Raw genomic sequence first — 18947 nt, 5'->3', positions numbered from 1 at the left:
AATATGCGTGAATGACTTAACTGCTTGTTGTACGGACAAATATAGTGAAAAATTTTTTAAATGTCAACAAAAAAGCAGCCTCCCCGGAGGCTGCTTTTTGATAGTAAGGATGAGTAAAAAGAGAGAGGGAAGTAATTAGCGTTATTGTTTAATGATTTTACGGACTTGTACGCCGTATTTGGTGAGAATACGAACAAAATAATAACCGGCCGGCAGGTGTGAGATGTCCAATGATACGTGCGATGTGCCACGTAAAGCGGTTGTTTTTACCGGCAGCTGCACCAGATGACCACAGGCGTTAAGCACGTCAATTCTCACGGAACTGCTTTCGGGCAGGTAGTAATCTACGTTGAAGTGTTCTTTGGCCGGATTGGGATAGATCCGGAACTGCATTTGGTTTCCTGTTCCGAAAGTTTCAATACCCGTTCCGCTCACGGTAATTTTGGCGTCGTAAATGGACGGAACGGGTTCTTTATTTCCTGCACTGTCCACGGCTATCGAGTAAAATTTATAGGTTACGCCCGGTTGTCCGGAAAAAACAGCCGAAGTGTCGTGGGTATCCACCAACCAGGGATAATAAGCACTGTCGTTTTCAGAAACGAAGACAGTGTAAGCATAAATACCACTACCTTCATCTGAACCTTTCCAGGAAACTTTGAAACTGGTTTCCACGGTTTTGTCCGGAAGTGCATTCACGGCACTTTCCGGAGCAATATTGTCGGTGGTGTTGTTCCAGGTATTCGTGGGGATTTCATCATTCCAGTCAAAGACAATGTGAGCAGCGTTCTTGATTTGGGTTCCCTCCGGCAATCCGGACAAAGGAGTTACGGCATAGAGAATGTTTCCTTCGCCTTCCGGAGCTTTGCGGTTGGGTGGCAGGAATCCATCATCAATATTGTCAACAAGTTGATATGTTTCCGGATCCAGTGCCATAAAATTCCAGGTTAAAATCCCGGAATTTTTATCGAGTTGGTAAAAAACCCTGACAATGGTGTTTTTTTCCGGGCGCAGGTCAATATATACCGTGTCACCGTCAGTTGGCCGGAACATATAAGAAGTATCTCCAAATCCGAATCCAATGGCTTTGAAGGTATTCAAATCGAAAACGTTCTTGTCCAGTGTGTCGGTAATGATTACCCGTTGCACCGGAGCGGTGGCACCGGAATCATTTTCAAATGTCACTATATAGTTATACGGATGGTCAGAGCGGATGTAAGGAGAGGTATTCATTCCTTCCGGGCCAAATTTGGCATTGGGGTCGTGTGTGACGTATCCTTCTACATCAAAGGCTTCTTTTTTCAGTCCGTCAATAAAGCCGCCGCAGGCTCCAAGGGCACTTGACACTCCGGAGGCATTACTGTACATGCTGGCCATGCCTTTTGCTATGGCAAAACCTTTAGAAACAGCTGCTTCTCCCGGAATGCATCCTAATATGGTCATGCCTAAGGCGTTGGCAATGTCTTCTGCCTGAACAGACTCATTTTGTACATGTTTGTCAATAGCCATCAAAACGGTATTATCGAAAGCCGCTTTCATACAGCTTATACCGGGAGTTAAGTCTGCAAAGAAATCGGCTATCGAATACATACAACTAAAGAAACTATAACCTATTCCGTTGGCTGATTTTGTTCCTGTACTGGTTAACTCTTCATAACTGTTGTAAATAGGCCGTGAGATCCCTACGCGAATAGGGTTGGATGAAGTGGCAGAATTTACGGTAAGTTTAATAGCGCCTTCATATTCTGCCGGTAAATAAGGCAGAGAAATGGTGTAAACTTTTCCCTTGAAAGGTTCGCCAAGAAAATAATCGGATTCCACATAAGAAGGAATGGTATCCCAGTTGATGCCATCGGTTGCCGGAGGTTGAATGTCATTGGGAAGTATTATACTCTGCTTGTCCTCCACGGCCAAATAGAGAAATACGCCATATGCATTTGCCGTTGAGCGGTTTCCGTACAAGAGATAAAAGGTGGTGGGTTTTCCTGCCAGAACCTTTGATGGTCCTACCCAGTCGGCCCATACATCGGAGGGAAGTGTTGTTGTAAGGGTAACCGCTTTAGTGAAGATTTCTTCATCGCTGTTATTATTGAGTTTTACAGCAAGATTAAGATATTGTGGTGTGAAGATCTTTTTGCCATCAAACCAGGCAATGATTTTTTCCGGTGTTACGGACATGCTGTCCGGATACCAGTTTTGGTAACCGTAAAGCCTCACGATGGTACTGTCTGAAAATCCGTACCCATTGATAGTCAGGGCAAACGGATCCGTGTTGTTGGCTCTTTTGGGACTCCAGGAGTAAACTCCCGGTTCGAGCATAATTTGGGTTGGCATGGTTAGGAAGTCAATATTGCTGTTGGTGATTTGTTCATTTATCCCGTCAAAATCACCTCCTAAGGTCAGTAGTGTTCCGTTTAGCGCAAAATGATAGGGATGTCCTTGTATTACAGGGATACTGATAATGTTGGCCACGGTATCCAGATTCAGGTCGTAAATAAACAGCCCCGGTTTTTCGGTATAACTATTGAATTCTTTTATTTTATTGCCCAAAGCGATAAAACCATTGTCAATTGCAGTAACCTGATACAGTCCCCAATAAAATTCGGGCTGGCTTTCTACTGGCAGTAAGGTGTCTTTGGTTTTATCAAGAATTAACAGCCCTTTATAATCATTGGATGCTGCTGCCAGCACGCCGTCTTTGTTTAGGGCCAGTGCCCGGATCTTTTGATTGTACGAAGAGGGATAGATCTTCTTTAGATTTCCGCTGTCAGTGTCTACTTTAATTAGCCAGCTTTTTACATCGTTGTTGTTTTCCGTGTTAATTTCTTTTCCGCCAATGTAGACTGCGGTGTCGGTAGGAAGAATGCAGTATATCGGATTCCACCCTTCATAAAGTTTGGGATCCCAATTTTGTACTTCACCGGTGGATGCGTCGAGTTTTACGATACAATGATGGGTTTTCCCGTTTACAGAAAAGAATTCACCGGCAGCATATAAGGCATTTCCGTATTTGGCCATGGCGGTGATTTCGCTGTCTCCGTATCCGTCCGTAAGGATGGATGGTTTGAAACCGGAAATCAGGGTGGCGGATGATGCGCTGACGGCTGACAATTCGCTGGCATCTTTTCCGTTGATTTCGTCAATGTCATCACCTCCTACATACACGGTATCACCGGCCACGATAATTTTATATATGTGAATATAACCTGGAATGTTCATATTCCAGTCGGTTACCGAAGAGGTCTTCAGATTGATTTTAGCGGCTCCGTTACGTTCCCATGAAGGCATGAGACCAAATCCTCCGGCAACTACTACATTGTTACCGAAACAGAAAACACGTTCCGGTTTGTCATCGGCTGTCGGTGGCTGCCAGTTCTTTAGTTCGGCAGTTTCCGGGTCCAGCAGACAAATATTTTGTCGGTAATTACCATTTACAAGATTAAACGCAGAATATCCTGTAACATATAATCCGCTGTCACCCAGTACTATGCTGTTTATTGCGATGGGTTTTTGATCAGACAAAATATGATGTGGAAAGGAAGTGAAGCTCAGGTCTTTCCGTTTGAGCCGGACCAGTCCGTTTACACTGCTGTCATTATACCATTTAAAATCACCCCCGATAAAAATATATTTTGGGGAAAGAGCGAGGGTATAGGCTGATTCCAAATCGGGAAACTGAACATAGTTGCCGTTTGGAATAGTAATTCCCACAAAATTATCCGGATAGCTTTTCAGGAAATAGAAATTTCCCGACATCAGGATTTTATCATTGCTGAAGGAAAAACTGTGTACCCGGTAATTAGGCAGAGGATTCCAGGAGGTAAATTGATGGTCCGATGCTTTCAAACTAATGAAATAAGATCGTTTTTCCCCGGTGGAATTGTCTGTTGCGCTTATTCCCCACATGTAGATGATGCCGTTTTGGATAAGAATTTGTGGGATAGAAAAGGAATCTGAATGAGAGAAAAGAAAACCGGTATTTACGGGTGATAATTGCCTTTTGGCAATATTAAAAATGGCTGTGTTCTCGATTTCTTCTCCGGAAGGTGTTTTTATATCGAAAATCCCCACAACATACAGGTCATTGTTCAGAAAATCCATCCCGGTAATGGTGGGTTGATCAAAATAACTGGTATGAATATGAAAGGTGGTATCCAGTTCTCCGGTTTTTAGGTTGTAGCGTGCCAGTCCGTAGATGCCACGGGCATTGCTGTCAAGCGTAGGAGTAGAAATTTGAAAAATTCCGCCAATGTAGAGTGTATCGTTTTTAATGGTCATAGCCTGAATAGCTCTTTCTCCTCCGGTGTATCCTGCATCGAAATTGCTGAGATGAATATCGGGTTTCCAGGGAAGCAGGGCGCCTGTTTTCAGGTCAATAGCGGCCAGCCCGGGACGGTATTCTCCGGCAATGGTATCAAATTTTCCTCCAACGATCAGGGTATCTCCCCATTGTGCCAGAGAATAAATTTGGGCATTGGGTAAGGGACGGAAACTGGTATCCATTTCCCCTGTAGTAGCATCCAGTTTAAACAAGTAACGATAGGTTTTTTCATTTAAACTAATATCGCTTTTAGTTCCTATAAATAAAGCATTGTTATAAAGAAGTAGCCGGGTGTAAGGAGATGAATAGGTCAGGTTGTCTTGTTTGAATGTTTCAATTTCCTGTAAATCTTTATCGAGATGAAAAAAACCGTCATTTTCATTGTATCGTCCGGCTACATACCAACCACCGTTTCCGTCAGGAATGGAATGGTAAAAGTATCCTTCCGGGGCGTCGGCCTGAACCGGCTTGTCGTTTTGTTCGTCCAAGCCAACAATGCCTTTGGCAATGTAGCCAAATCCATCCGGATATTTGCTCCAATATAAATTGGGCTGGCCGGCCAGAAGTGTATCGCCCATGAGTTTTAAAGCGGTTATGGAGCTGGCGGTGGGAAAAGCGATTCTTTTTCCGGTATTTTTATCCACTACTACCATGGCATCCTGCCAAAAGCCTTCCACTTTTCCGATCCAGCCGGCAAGATATACCCAATCTTTTCCGATTTCCATTTTTTCCACTTCGTCGGCATCTTTCAGGTCCGGATTCCATTCGGGGTCCACCTCCCGTGTTTTCCGGTTGATGCGACAAACATATTCGTGTAAGTTGCCCTGGCTGTCTTTTATGGACATGTCTCCGGCGAGATATATATAGTCACCATCATATTTCATCACATTGATCTGTTTATCGGATTCCCATTTTAAATCCCATAGCGGATCAATGCTTTTGTCTTTCAGAATATGGGCGAAAATGTTATGTTCCCGGTTATTGATCAGACTAAATTTCCCCGCAATAAACCATCCGCCATTGTCATCAGGCAAAACAGTATAAACCTGATCAGACATCCAGTAAGGACGGATATCACCTACAATAGGCATGCCTTTTTCCGGAGTATTGGAGCCGTTCAGAAAAAAAGCTATCGGTCCGGTTTTTTCTCCGATATGGGTAAAATCTCCACCCAGGTAGAGATAATCACCGGAAATAACTGTGGATTCAACCGTTCCGTCAGTGGCAAAAATTAAAGAATCAATGGGCGTTTGTGCTTTGGCAGTGAAAAAATTGCCCAATCCGAGTATAAAAAACAGTAAATAAATTGAGAATGGGATAAACGGTTTTCTTTTTTTGTGTAAAGGTCTGTTTTCCATTAGGTTATTTTTTTGGTTCGTACTTCTCCGGGATTTTTATCAAAAATAAGATACTATGGGTACAAGGAATTGTCATATTGTACGAATAGTATTCATATCGTAAAATTCATGTGAAATGAAGCAGAAAAGGGTTTTTATGACAAAAAAGAAATTTTTGGGAAAGAGGTTGCTAATCTGTTTTTTTTATCAACTTCCGTCGGTACATACCGGCGGTTTCCCCTTCTTGTTGTTTAAAAGCCCGCAAAAACGAACTCAGCGATCCAAATCCGGCCTGTTCGGAAAAATAGTTTAACGAATAGTGCGCTTCTTTATCCTGAGCCAACAGATCTTTAGCATATTCAACCCGGTAACGGTTAACAAAATCGTTGAAGCTCATTTTGAATTCCGAGTTGATGAGTTTCGACAGATAGGTGCGATTGGTAAAAAGCCGGTTGCTCAGGTCGGTAATGCGCAGTTGCGGATTCAGGTAGGGCCTTTCGTTTTCCATAAGTTCCTGCAGCTTTTCTTTCAGTAGAATACTGCTGACGGGCTTTTCAAAAAGCTGATCATCCCTGTTTTCGTCTTGTATGACATGGGCAATGGTCTGGTTTTGCTTGTTGCCGAGAAAACCGATAATAAAAAGCAGGGTGCTGAAAATAAGCGACGGGATCAGTACCAGGTTTTTCTGCTCGAAAAAGTGGCGGCCGAGAATATTCAACAGAAAACTGGATATGGCGGCAACAATCAGCGTAATGGTTAATAATTCAAGCCAGGCCAGTTTGTGGCCCTGCAGGTTGGAGTAAAAATTGGCAATCCGCCGGTGATATTTTCGGATAAGACGAATACTTAAAATTAAATATACGAGAGACTGTATTCCAAAAACAACGCGACTGGCAAAATAAAGGCGTACCATCCACCTTAAGGATGGCTCAGTGATCTTTGCCGGGAAAGTATGGTTCAGCAAAACGCTGTGCAGGTAAATTTTATGTCCTTCTGCAGATGTCTTTATGCTTGCCCATTCAAAAGCAACAGCCAGCAGCAATGCCGGAAGGATGTGCCAGATATAACATTTCCTGAACTTTAAATCTTTTGTCAGCAGCCTGATATAAAAGTAGTACAACGGATAAACCAGCAAATCGGCAAACATGTACAAACCGTCGATCTTTAGATAAAAGGAATAATTATGTGTGAAAAAAACCGCATGGGTCAGGTAAACAGCGGCAGCGGCAAGCATAAATATTCCCAATCCGTAACGGGCACGGTTTTTATGATACGGATTGAGTAAAAAAACAATTCCCCAGAAAAAGGTAACATAAAACGGAGTAAAATGAATCATGTCTTGTAATACCTGCATGGAATCGTTTTTTTACGCGAAAATTTAACCTTTTGCTATGACGAATGTAAAAAGAAATATTTTATGGCCGGAAATTTTATTTTTCCCTTCCATTTTTGTCCGTATCAATCGTTTGCACAAAAGATGTATTTTGTTTTTCTCTGTAATATGATGTTTTTTTTCAGGTTTAATACGTTGTGCGTATGGCGTTGATAATTAGTGCTGTATGTGGATGTTCTGCTTTTGGTAAAAACCATTGAAACTATTTTGTTGTTAAAAAATTTATCGAAGAGCTTGACTTTTTCAAATAGTTTCTATTTTTACCCCGTTGAAATCATGATAAAAAATGAAACGGGTTTTTAGTAATATTCACATTATTATTGTCCTTCTGCTTGTGGTCATTTCACCATAGGCCGGAGACCCGTACGACACAATAAAAACAAAATGTATGAAGCTCTCCGGTAATAAAACCGGGGAGCTTTTTTTTTAATAAAACAAAAAATTATGGGCTATCCGTTAAGAAGTTTAACTTCCACTTCGGGAAGAAACATGGCTGGAGCAAGAAGTCTCTGGCGCGCCAACGGCATGCAGGAAAGCCAGTTTAAAAAACCTGTTATTGCCATTGTGAATTCTTTTTCACAGTTTGTTCCGGGGCATGTACACCTGCATGAGGCCGGTCAGCAGATAAAAAAGCTGATTGAAGCCGAGGGATGTTTTGCAGCCGAGTTTAACACCATTGCCATCGACGACGGGATTGCCATGGGACATTCCGGGATGCTGTATTCTTTGCCGTCGCGCGATTTGATTGCCGACAGTGTGGAATATGTGTGTAACGCTCATACCGTGGATGCCATGATTTGCATCAGCAACTGCGATAAAATTACACCCGGTATGATGATGGCTGCCATGCGCCTGAACATCCCGACGGTTTTTGTTTCGGGCGGCCCCATGGAAGCCGGCTCGCTCAAAGGGAAAAATTACGATTTAGTGGACGCCATGGTGCTGGCGGCTGATGAATCGGTCAGCGACGAAGAACTGGCGGAGGTGGAAAAAATAGCCTGTCCCACGTGCGGTTCCTGTTCCGGAATGTTTACGGCCAACTCGATGAACTGCCTGAACGAAGCACTCGGACTGGCTTTGCCTGGTAACGGAACGGTAGTGGCCACACACGTAAACCGCGAGGTGATGCTGAAAAAAGCAGCCAAGCTGATAGTGGAAAATACTTTCCGTTATTACCGCGACGGCGATGATAGTGTTTTGCCGCGATCCATTGCTACACGCGAAGCTTTTGTGAATGCCATGTCGGTGGATATTGCCATGGGCGGTTCCACCAATACGGTATTGCACTTGTTGGCTATTGCCCATGAAGCCCAGGTGGATTTTTCCATGAAAGATATTGACGCTTTATCGCGTAAAATCCCTAACCTGTGTAAGGTTTCACCCAGTTCGCATTACCACATGCAGGATGTAAACCGTGCCGGTGGTGTAATTGGCATTATGGGCGAGTTGGACAAAGCCGGTTTGCTGGATATTTCCGTAAAAAGGGTGGATACCGGCGATGTAAAAACGGCCATTGAAAAATATGATATCAACCGGGATACACACGTTGCCGAAGCCGATGAAATTTATTCGAGTGCCCCGGCTTTTGTACGGAACCTGCGCATGGCTTCCCAAAACAATCATTTTAAAACCCTGGATCTGGATCGCGAAAACGGATGTATCCGCGATGTGAAACATGCTTATAATCAGGATGGCGGACTGGCTGTTCTGTTTGGAAACATTGCCCGTTCGGGGTGTATTGTGAAAACGGCAGGTGTAGTTCCTTCCATGTTTACCTTTTCGGGAAAGGCCAAGGTTTTTGAGTCGCAGGAAGAAGCTGTTGAAGGTATTCTTACCGGAAAAGTGGAAAAAGGCGATGTGGTGGTCATTCGTTATGAAGGTCCCAAAGGCGGCCCCGGCATGCAGGAGATGCTTTATCCCACCTCTTACCTGAAATCGAAGTTGCTGGATAAAGATTGTGCACTGATTACCGATGGCCGGTTTTCGGGCGGGACATCCGGGCTGTCGATAGGCCACATTTCACCGGAAGCAGCGGCCGGCGGCGAGATTGCCCTGATCGAAGATGGGGATGTTATTGAATTTGATATCGCTGCCCGGAAGATTCATTTGTGTGTTTCGGACGAAGAACTGGAAAAGAGAAAACAAAAACAACTCGTCCGTGGCGATGCGGCTTATACCCCGTTGCACAGAAACCGGAATATCCCCGCTTCTTTAAAGGCTTATGCCCGTTTGGTCAGCTCGGCCGACAAGGGAGCCGTCCGGTTAATTTAAATAAGTAAATAGTTTAATCCTGATAATTAATTTCCTATGGAAGAAAAGAAAAAAACAGAATCGATGATAGGTGCCCGGGCAGTGGTGCAGTCGCTGCTTGAAGAGGGCGTGGATACCATTTTCGGTTATCCGGGCGGAGCCATCATGCCTATTTATGATGAACTGATGGAAAAAGAAAAAGATAAAACCATCAGGCATATTCTTACCCGGCACGAACAGGGAGCTGCCCATGCTGCCCAGGCTTATGCACAGGTGACCGAAAAAACCGCCGTGTGTTTTGCCACTTCCGGGCCGGGAGCTACCAACCTGGTTACCGGTATTGCCAATGCTTATCTTGATTCGGTTCCGGTAGTGTTTGTTACGGCACAGGTGGTTTCCAACCTGATTGGAAGTGCAGCTTTTCAGGAAACAGATATCCTGGGAATTTCCACACCCGTTACTAAATGGAATTATCAAATCCGCAAAGCGGAAGAAATTCCTGAAGTGATGGCCAAAGCATTTTACATTGCCGGTACGGGACGACCGGGCCCGGTGTTGATTGACATTACCAAAGATGCTTTGCTGGATACGGTTGATTTTTATTACGAAAAATGCACCTGGATTCGTAGTTATAATCCCAATATGGCCCGTCCTCAGAAGGATGTGGTTCAGGCTGCTGCCGATTTGATAAATCAGGCACAACGCCCGATGATTCTTTCCGGTCACGGAGTTTTAATTGCCAAAGCCGAAAAAGAACTGATGCAGCTGGCCGAAAAAACAGGTATTCCGGTGGCTACCACTTTGCTCGGGTTGTCTTCTTTTCCGTCAAATCATCCGCAGTTTGTAGGATTCCTCGGTATGCACGGCAGTTACAGTTCCAACGTCAATACCAACGAAGCCGATTTGTTGATTGCTGTCGGAATGCGTTTTGACGACCGGGTAACCGGAAAGCTTTCGGAATATGCCAAAAAAGCAAAGATCATTCACATTGAAATCGATAAAGCCGAAATCAATAAAAATGTGCAGGTGGATGTAGAAATTCATGCCGATGCCAAAGAAGCTTTAAACCAGTTGCTTCCGCTTGTTCATGAAAACAGCTATCCCGAATGGCTCAATAGTTTCCGCAAGCTCGAACAGAAAGAGATTGAAAAGGTGGTTAACCGCGAAACGCGTCCTGCCAACGGAAAAATCAGAATGGGTGAGGTGGTCCGGCTGGTTTCCGAAAAAACCAACGGACAGGCCAATGTGGTCACTGATGTAGGACAGCATCAGATGGCAGCTGCCCGTTATTATCAGTTTAACCGTCCCAACAGCCTGATTACTTCCGGCGGAATGGGTACCATGGGTTTCGGTCTGCCTGCTGCCGTAGGTACCGGCATTGGCGATCCGCAGCATCAAACGGTTTTGTTTGCCGGCGACGGTGGTTTTCAGATGACCATTCAGGAACTGGGAACGATTATGCAATACCAGATTCCTGTAAAAATGGTGCTGCTCAACAATAATTTCCTGGGAATGGTCCGCCAGTGGCAGGATTTGTTTTACAACAAAAGATATGCGTCTACCGAGATGGTCAATCCGGATTTTATAAAAATTGCCGAAGGCTTTGGTGTGCCGGCCCGTCTGGTGCGTGACCGCAGCGAACTGAATGATGCCATCGACGAAATGCTGGCATCCAAAACAGCTTATCTTTTGGAAGTTTCCATCGAAAAGGAAGGTAATATCTTCCCGATGGTTGAACCGGGAAAATCGGTTTCCGAAATTATTCTCGAACCTAATAATCAATAAATCATGGCCGAAGAAAAAAAAGAATTCACCCTTTCTCTTTTTACGGAAAATCATATTGGGGTTTTAAATCAGGTTACCGTAATTTTAACGAGAAGACAAATCAATATTGAAAGTATCACGGCTTCCGAGTCGGCGGTAAAAGGGGTCCATCTGATAACCATGGTGGTCATTACAACCGATGAGCTGGTTAAAAAAGTAGCCGGACAGATGGAAAAACTCATTGATGTGCTGAAAGTTTTTGTGCACACCAACGAGGATATCATCCACGAAGAAGTGGCTTTGTATAAAGTGCGTACCGACGAACTGATGGCGAGCAACAAAATTGAACAGATTGTACGGCGAAATCATGCCCATTTTCTGGAGATTACCCCCGAATATGTGGTGATTGAACGTACCGGACACAAAAAAGAAACCACCGAGCTGTTTGAAAAACTGTATCCGTACGGGGTTTTGCAGTTTGCCCGCTCGGGACGTGTAGCCGTTACCCGGCAGATAAAAGAGCTGGTTCAATATCTCGAAGAGATGGAAGCCGGCAGAAATCAGAAATAATAAATAACTTTTTCATTTACCATAAAAAAAAAGAATACCTATGGCAAAAATTAATTTTGGCGGCGTGGAAGAAAACGTCGTTACCCGCGAAGAATTTCCTTTGGAAAAAGCCCGCGAAGTGTTAAAAGACGAAGTCATTGCCGTGATTGGCTATGGCGTACAGGGACCGGGCCAGTCGCTCAACCTGAAAGACAATGGCTTTAACGTGATTGTCGGACAGCGGAAAAACTCACCTACCTGGGACAAAGCGGTAAAAGACGGCTGGGTGCCCGGAAAAGACCTGTTCGACATTGAAGAGGCAGCCGAAAAAGCAACCATTATCCAGTATCTGCTTTCCGATGCCGGACAGATTGCCATGTGGCCGGTGATTAAAAAACACCTGACCCCCGGAAAAGCACTCTATTTTTCACATGGATTTGGCATTACTTTTAGCGAACAAACTGGCATTGTTCCGCCTGAAGATGTGGATGTCATTCTGGTAGCGCCCAAAGGTTCCGGTACCTCGCTGCGGAGACTTTTTGTTGCCGGAAAAGGAATCAATTCGAGTTATGCCATTTATCAGGATGCCACCGGCAAAGCCAAAGATCGTGTGCTGGCACTCGGCGTGGGCGTAGGTTCGGGATATCTTTTTGAAACCGACTTTAAAAAAGAAGTTTACAGCGATTTAACCGGCGAACGCGGGGTGCTGATGGGTGCCATTGCCGGCATTATGGAAGCCCAGTACAATAAGTTGCGCGAAAAGGGTCATTCTCCTTCTGAAGCGTTTAACGAAACCGTGGAAGAGCTGACACAGAGCCTGTTGCCGCTGGTAGGCGAAAACGGAATGGACTGGATGTATGCCAATACTTCCACCACTGCCCAGCGGGGAGCCCTCGACTGGAAAAACCGTTTTCGTGATGCGGTAGCCCCCGTTTTTGATGAGTTGTACGAAAGCGTGGCCAGTGGCAACGAAGCGCGGATTACCATCGAAGCCAACCGCCAGCCCGACTATCGTGAGAAATTACAAAAGGAACTGGACGAAATCCACAATTCCGAAATGTGGCAGGCCGGTGCTGCCGTACGCAAACTGCGCCCGGAAAAACGGTAGTTAAATATTATACCAATTATTTTGATCAAAAAGCCCCGATCTGGAAAGAATCGGGGCTTTTTGGTTTATGGTTATCTTGTTTCAAAAGGAACAGGCGGTATTTTTAGTAAAACAGTATCCTGAGTGTCAGGGTTTGCGGTTTCTTTGATTTTACTGATATTTCCTGTTTTGCCAACCGAGATGTATTGGCCTTTGGCTACTGTTAGTTCTTCTTTTATACTTTTTACGGTAACAGTACCTTCATAGACAGAAATGACGGCTCGTTTTCCGTCAAGCCGTATGACAAAATTATTGCTTTGCGCTTGAATGACAGCAGCCGGAATTTTGAATGTCAGGGGGGCCAAAAAATGAAAGTTTCCTAAAACAGGTAACAGTAACGTATCGTTTTTCATCTCAAACCGGGCCGGGATTCCTTTTTTCGACAGGGCAACAGGGGTAATGTCCACAAGTTTATAAACCCCCAGGGCCGGTATTTGAATTCTGAATTTCCCACGGATGACCGTTATCTGTTGTCCGGTGTCAATGGTTAAGGCCGGAATCTGTTCGAAACCGGTAATGTTTTTTCCATTGATTTCCAGTGAACATTGCGAAAATTCTGACTGGGGGAAAAGAATCGCTTTTAAATTACCGGTTAGGATATGCTCTTTCCGGGCAAAAGTTAAAGGATCGGATGTGTGGACAAAGTATGTATTTGTATAAAAAGCTTTTTTAGAAATAAGCCATTGTTTAAAAGTCATGGCCGGCATTCCATTGCCTGAAAAGGTTTCATACAGTTTTTTGTTTAAAAGAAAGTCGGCATAAACTTTGGCCGGATCGGTTTTGTAAAATGAATGGTAATAAGCAATCAAAAACTGAAGTTGCCTGTTGCTGTTGGAATAAGCGGGTACACCGGTATTTTGCTCCTGCTCCTGATCTTTTTTGAGAAGAACGAAAGAATACAATGATTTTGTGAGGAACGGATGGTTTTGTTTTTTTAAAAAGTTTACCATCAACGTTTGGAAAAATAGGCTATTTGTTTTTTCAAAAGAGATGTAGTCTTTCGGGTTGAAACCGGGTATTAACATGCTGTCTGGAGCAGGTTTAGAGCTTTGATGCTGCATGGAGTGACCTGCTTTCTGTTTGTCAAAGCATAAATCCTGGGCAAGGAACTGTCCGATGGCCTGGAAAATTCCGACATAAGAATTCCCGGTCGTATCATAAAAAGCATTGTTCCAGAAAACCTGTTTGGGTAAAGGAATGGACATAGTCGGTGTTTTCCCTTCTTTTTCAAGATAAACCGGTGTTTTTACTTTTGCGTTATAAATCCATTCCAACGCATGAAGTTTGTTAATAAGCTGTTGTTTGTTTTCCGGCTTAAGGTGCATTTCCCCGATAAATGAAGTCGCCATTTGTTTAACCCGTTGTTCTTGTTCTTCCGGAGTTAAAAGATCCACGTAACCATGGTTCCCGATTTTTAGTTTCATTCCGGGAATAAACTGTTTTTGCAGGCTGTCCGGTATTTTGTAATTCAACGGAAAAGTACAGTTTTTGGGCCATGTAAGTTCAAACGAAACAGAATGTTGGTGGTCTGGCGATGAAGCATAATCCGAGAGCTTTTTAATATTATTAAGATAAGAGGTCGTATTGAATAAAATGTAAAATCGTCCATTGGTATCGGCACGGCTTAACAAATGGTAAATGGCTCCGGAAAAATAAGGGGGTGAAGGTTGATATCGTGGCTTCCCGTCAGGACCGGTAACTTGTCCGTATAAAAGTGTCATGCCAAGCGGAAGTACTGTGTCTTTCTCATAAACCACGTGATGTGTACCGGAAAGCACCAGCTGAATGTGAAACTTGGCTTTTAACGGTAGTTTTTCAAAATTGGGGATGTCTTCATTTTTCGGTTCACGTAAAGTGATGTCTGTTTGGTATGTGCCGGTGCTGTCTGTTGTTCCGTCCGGATTAGTAATAGAAACAAAAGGTAATGCGTAAGCATTGGATAGCCGGACAATGGTTCGGAAATAAGAAAGCAGAGAATCTTTCTGAAGGGTGTCCCGGTCAATTTTGATTTGTAAAGAAGAGAATCCGGCGACCGGAAGATAAGGAGTGGTAAACCGGATGTGAACCAATTTCTTTGGAAGGGCATACGAAAGAGTATCAGCTTGTTCATCCGGTAAAAAGGTGGTGTCAATATGGGTCCACCAGCCGGTATCGGGCAGTAAGTCAACCTTAAGTTTTCCGGATGAAGTATAAAGATATCCTTTACGGGGAGCAATGGTTTTTGAAACCGGTTTGCTTTTTGCGTTTGTATCCACCGTCATCATTACGATGCCCGATAGAGAGTGTACAGCTGTTATGCTGTCGTGCTCTACAATAAAATCGGTATTTAAATCTTTTACTCTTGCCTTGGGGTTAAAAGCATACCATTTTTCACCGGTTTTATCACCCATGACCACTTCAAAGCTGTTTCCGTTTTGTTTCCGTGATAAAAAGCGTGCTTTTCCCTGTTGTAAATAAATCCGGACAAATTCCGGAGATGCCATTTCACAGTAAACTGTAGTATTTGGCTCGATATTAAGCGTGCCCCAATGGTGTCCGTTCAATAAAAATCCCAGTGATGCCGTTCCGTTAAGGGTTTTTATCCGGCAGAAGTTGTAGGGAAGTGTTTTGATGTTGTCAGGAGAAAGGGGCGTACGAACCGGAATCCAATGCTGAGTCGCATAATAGCGCATATAAACCCTGCCTTTGGCCCGGAATATTTCCGACAGGCTGTTTTTGAGAGGAAGACGTGGGATATCTTCCTGTAATAATTCTTCTATTTTACTGAAAACCAAAGAATCATTAGTAATTGACGCATCTCCTTCACAGAGGTTTGCCAGCAGCGGTGTGTGAAGATAGCCGTATGAATATTTTTCAAGATTTTCAGGGAAATGATAACTCATTACCCCATTGAGTTGTGCTGATTGTTTTGAAACCACACCATCATCATTTACCAGTTTGCGTAAAGCTGTTTCTACCGGATGCAGAACGTTGTCAAAAGGATATAATTGGGAACGCCGCCGTAACCCGTATAAAACGGCATATTGTACATTGGGGTCAAGATGTCGTCCTTCGGCTTCTCCTGCATTTAGCTGGGCAAGGAAAGGAGAATCATAACGTAATTCTTCATTAGCCAGCTGATGTTCCTGAGAGAACAGCGCATTCAACGCCCCGATTTTTTCATCAATCCACGAAGCCCCGTGATTGGGGGTTCCTACCATGATCAGTTTTCGGACATCGTTGATGATCACCGGCTCTTTAAACCGGTTTTCAGCCAGTTGTTTTCGCGAAAGCTTCACATCATAAGGAATGACAATTCCGGCTTTTTTGCCGTATTTAGGCATGTTGCTGATGTAGTATCGGCTGATGAGTCCGCCCATACTGTGGGCCACAATATCCACCCGGTTGAGCAGAATGTGATTTTTAAAATAAACGTGCTGTAATTCGCTAATGTAGCGATTCAGCTTTTGTGCTTGATTTTCAATGGCAGAGGTTTCTATAGGCCCTTTGTAATATTCACGGATGATGGCGTCAAATTTGTCATTTCGTAATTGTACGGCCAGATGTTCCCAGGTTTTTTCGTCTCCGGTAAAACCATGAATGAGCATCACCGGGGGGCGAACTACCATGATGTTGAAAAGCATGGTTCCGGGATTTCCGTCTTTGTCTTCATAAGCAATGGAAACCGGAACTTCGGCTCCCCAAATATTTCCTGACATTCCGTGATTTCCTTTGTAAGCCTCATCAATATCAAGTTGTTTGTTTAAATTGTAATAACGAAGGTAAGCAGGGGGTACATATTCAAGTGTAGCTTGTTGGTTTTGAAATACCAAAGCACGATGTCCGGAATCAGAAGTAATAAAATTTCCCAGCTCGGGTGGGCGTACCACAACCGTAGCAGGATCAATACCGTTTAATTTTATGTGGAGTTTTAGTGTGCTGAATCCATCGGCTACAATACCAAAATATTTTATTGTGTCAGCCATTCCAAGTGTATCGTTGAAAACTTCAACTCCTATAGGTTCAAGGGATACATTAATGGTTTCGGTGTATGGTTCATTGCCGTGGGCTTTGCCGGTAAGGGTGTAATGTCCGGTGCTGTCAGTAACAAAAGAAGAATGTTGTCCGACAAGCAGTATTTTGGCTCCTTTTATCGGTTTCCGGTCAGGACCGGAAACGGTTCCGTTAAGGTGGATGTCAGAAACTTGTAAGTCTTTTTTGCTTAATTCGATGGTTTGAGCGCGGTATCCCGGAGCAGAAATGACCAGCAGAATATTTTGCCCGTGGGGCATATAAACCGCTTTTTTGCCTTTTTTGCAATAAAGAGCAGCTGTGTCGGTAACCGCTTTACCATTCTCCATCGAGTAATCATACTTTTCCGGACAAACGGAAACGATTTTGACTTTATAACAGACATATTTGTCATCGTATTTTACCGGGTCTTCGCAGTGCTTCCGGGCTTCCGACCAGTTAGGATATTTCCCGCTGATTTGTTTGAGCTGGTATCTCAATTCCTGGAAAGGTCCTTCCCAAAGGTTAATAGGTCCTGTTACGTGTTGAAACGGAAAAAATGTAAGGACGTTACCCCACGGATTTTCATCCGGTTCTAAGCCGGGTCTGACCGGAACATTTTCCAGTGCTTTTTGTTTTTCCGCTTCATTCTCCCAATCGGCATACCCAATACTTTTTAATCGGTCCGGGTCTTGGTAAGAATAAGGTATCGGTGCACTACCGTCTACCGATAAGTCACATTCTTTCAGGTTCATGCTTCGAAATTCGGCAGCTTTGGTTCCCATCCCGTCCGGATAATAAGTGCCGGAATGTTGGCTGGTATCGCCTGTTTTTACTATCTGGTAAAAATATTTTTGTTTGGGTTGAAACAGTACCTCAAATGACTCAAAAGAAGTTTTTACTGTTCCGTTTTTGTCGGTGCACCGTACTTTAAAAGTATGTGCTCCCGGGGTGAGTGCAATACCATGATAAGTAGGAATAATCCAGCTGCCGCCATCCACAACAAAATTTTTGAACCGGTAGCGGGGATATTCCGGATAATGGGTTTTTTCCAGTGTGTTATTTTCTGATAAAAGGTAGAAGATGTTTGAGTAATCGTAAGTTTTCGGGTCTTGCTGGGAAATGACAATTACGGGATTACCTTTGTCATTCAAAAAGATGTCGGTAGCCAGGGCTTTCCGGTTTCCGGTAACCGGGATTTCCTGAGCGGTACTTTTGTCTTCTCCGGCATCATAAATAAGCAGCCAGGGATATTTTTCTCCATTCAGGTGAAAAGCAACGGACGTAATGGCATAAAAAGTATTTTTTTTGATATTGTGAACAATGTTTTCGTTGTATTGTGACGGGCCGTGTTGCCGGAGAACAGCTTTTATCGGTTTGTCTGTTGGTTTAAACGGAATAAGATGTTGTTTCAATTGGAAAGCATACGGAGCCTTTCGTTGTTCAAAAACTTTGATTTGCGTGAATCCGTGGGGAAAATGGGTGCATAAAAATTTATTGGAAAAATAAGCACTGTCTTGTTGGAAAAACAGAAATCCTTTTTGATTAACGGTTTTATGTGCAACCGGTTTCCCGTCTAATGAACAAATTGTAATTTTTTGTCCGGCTGGTGCTGACACAACATAGTTGAAAGGTAAAGTGATGCGGTCGGGCAGGGTACAGGTTAGCTTGTCATCTTTTTTTATTATTTCAAATTGTGCGACCAGTGTATCTAAAACATAGAGATTGAATTTTCCTGGGCCATTATAACGAATTTGAATACTGTCTTTTGGTAATCCTGTAATCCAGGCATGCTGCAAATGATCCGGTGTGTTATTTTGAAGTTCGATGTTGTCCAAGAAACCGGATAAAAAGGCCTTTTCCCCATTGGCAAAAGTAACAGCATAGGTTTGTTTAAAGGTAGGAGGCGATTTTGGGCTTTGTTCCTGAGCTTGAGTTGTTCCAAAAGATGCACTAAGAATAAATAGAATAAAAAGTAGTTTTATTTTCATAATGATATGGCTTTGTTGAATTAAATGGAAATGACTTAATGGAGCAATTCATTGTTTTATAAAGATTTATGTCTTTTATAAGAAAAAAGGGTTTGCTGTTTTTTTTACGAAAAAATCCGTAACTCCATCACAAAGATAGGGATAAATGATTAAAAATTAAAACACAAAGACAAGCTTTTTTTTATTTCGCGGATAGAATAAAAAAATC

The 18947-nt window shown here is 43.4% G+C and carries 7 protein-coding genes; 4 read left to right on the top strand and 3 right to left on the bottom strand.

Annotated features, from left to right (window positions below; translation table 11 throughout):
* Nucleotides 1-141: 141 nt before the first annotated feature.
* Together LA303_RS09155 and LA303_RS09150 are read right to left on the bottom strand one after the other, a co-directional pair.
* Nucleotides 142-5676, bottom strand: a complete 5535-nt coding sequence (locus tag LA303_RS09155; protein ID WP_240524971.1) for a T9SS type A sorting domain-containing protein — start codon at nucleotides 5674-5676, stop codon at nucleotides 142-144.
* A gap of 169 nt (nucleotides 5677-5845) precedes the next feature.
* A complete protein-coding gene (locus LA303_RS09150) occupies nucleotides 5846-7009 on the bottom strand; it encodes a helix-turn-helix domain-containing protein (protein ID WP_240524970.1) in 1164 nt (387 codons plus the stop codon).
* Between the two features lie 483 nt (nucleotides 7010-7492).
* Here LA303_RS09150 and ilvD point away from each other — a divergent pair, with 483 nt between their 5' ends.
* The 4 genes from ilvD to ilvC are packed head-to-tail and all read left to right on the top strand — an operon-like array spanning nucleotide 7493 to nucleotide 12719.
* Complete coding sequence (gene ilvD / locus LA303_RS09145; RefSeq protein WP_240524969.1) at nucleotides 7493-9319, top strand: dihydroxy-acid dehydratase; 1827 nt, start codon at nucleotides 7493-7495, stop codon at nucleotides 9317-9319.
* Between the two features lie 36 nt (nucleotides 9320-9355).
* On the top strand, nucleotides 9356-11083 hold the full coding sequence (ilvB, locus tag LA303_RS09140) for a biosynthetic-type acetolactate synthase large subunit (protein ID WP_240524968.1): 1728 nt from the start codon (nucleotides 9356-9358) through the stop codon (nucleotides 11081-11083).
* Nucleotides 11084-11086: 3 nt separating this feature from the next.
* Nucleotides 11087-11632 carry an acetolactate synthase small subunit gene (ilvN, locus tag LA303_RS09135; RefSeq protein ID WP_240524967.1) on the top strand — a complete coding sequence of 182 codons (546 nt, stop codon included), beginning with the start codon at nucleotides 11087-11089 and terminating at the stop codon, nucleotides 11630-11632.
* 40 nt (nucleotides 11633-11672) lie between these two features.
* Nucleotides 11673-12719, top strand: a complete 1047-nt coding sequence (ilvC, locus tag LA303_RS09130; RefSeq protein ID WP_240524966.1) for a ketol-acid reductoisomerase — start codon at nucleotides 11673-11675, stop codon at nucleotides 12717-12719.
* Between the two features lie 71 nt (nucleotides 12720-12790).
* On the opposite strand, the gene LA303_RS09125 is transcribed toward ilvC, so the two are convergent.
* A complete protein-coding gene (locus LA303_RS09125) occupies nucleotides 12791-18739 on the bottom strand; it encodes an alpha/beta hydrolase (RefSeq protein WP_240524965.1) in 5949 nt (1982 codons plus the stop codon).
* Nucleotides 18740-18947 lie beyond the last annotated feature (208 nt).

This window comes from Candidatus Sulfidibacterium hydrothermale, assembly GCF_020149915.1.
In the GTDB taxonomy this organism is placed as follows: Bacteria; Bacteroidota; Bacteroidia; order Bacteroidales; family F082; genus Sulfidibacterium; species Sulfidibacterium hydrothermale.
Note: the sequence above shows the minus strand (reverse complement) of the source record. Positions and strands in the feature narration are given on the sequence as shown.

What these genes read in the sequence shown, in the direction of transcription:
- ilvC (WP_240524966.1), top strand. Translation starts at nt 11,673, where the DNA reads ATGGCAAAAATTAATTTTGGCGGCGTGGAAGAAAACGTCGTTACCCGC.
- ilvB (WP_240524968.1), top strand. Translation starts at nt 9,356, where the DNA reads ATGGAAGAAAAGAAAAAAACAGAATCGATGATAGGTGCCCGGGCAGTG.
- ilvD (WP_240524969.1), top strand. Translation starts at nt 7,493, where the DNA reads ATGGGCTATCCGTTAAGAAGTTTAACTTCCACTTCGGGAAGAAACATG.
- LA303_RS09155 (WP_240524971.1), bottom strand. Translation starts at nt 5,676, where the DNA reads ATGGAAAACAGACCTTTACACAAAAAAAGAAAACCGTTTATCCCATTC.
- LA303_RS09150 (WP_240524970.1), bottom strand. Translation starts at nt 7,009, where the DNA reads ATGCAGGTATTACAAGACATGATTCATTTTACTCCGTTTTATGTTACC.
- ilvN (WP_240524967.1), top strand. Translation starts at nt 11,087, where the DNA reads ATGGCCGAAGAAAAAAAAGAATTCACCCTTTCTCTTTTTACGGAAAAT.
- LA303_RS09125 (WP_240524965.1), bottom strand. Translation starts at nt 18,739, where the DNA reads ATGAAAATAAAACTACTTTTTATTCTATTTATTCTTAGTGCATCTTTT.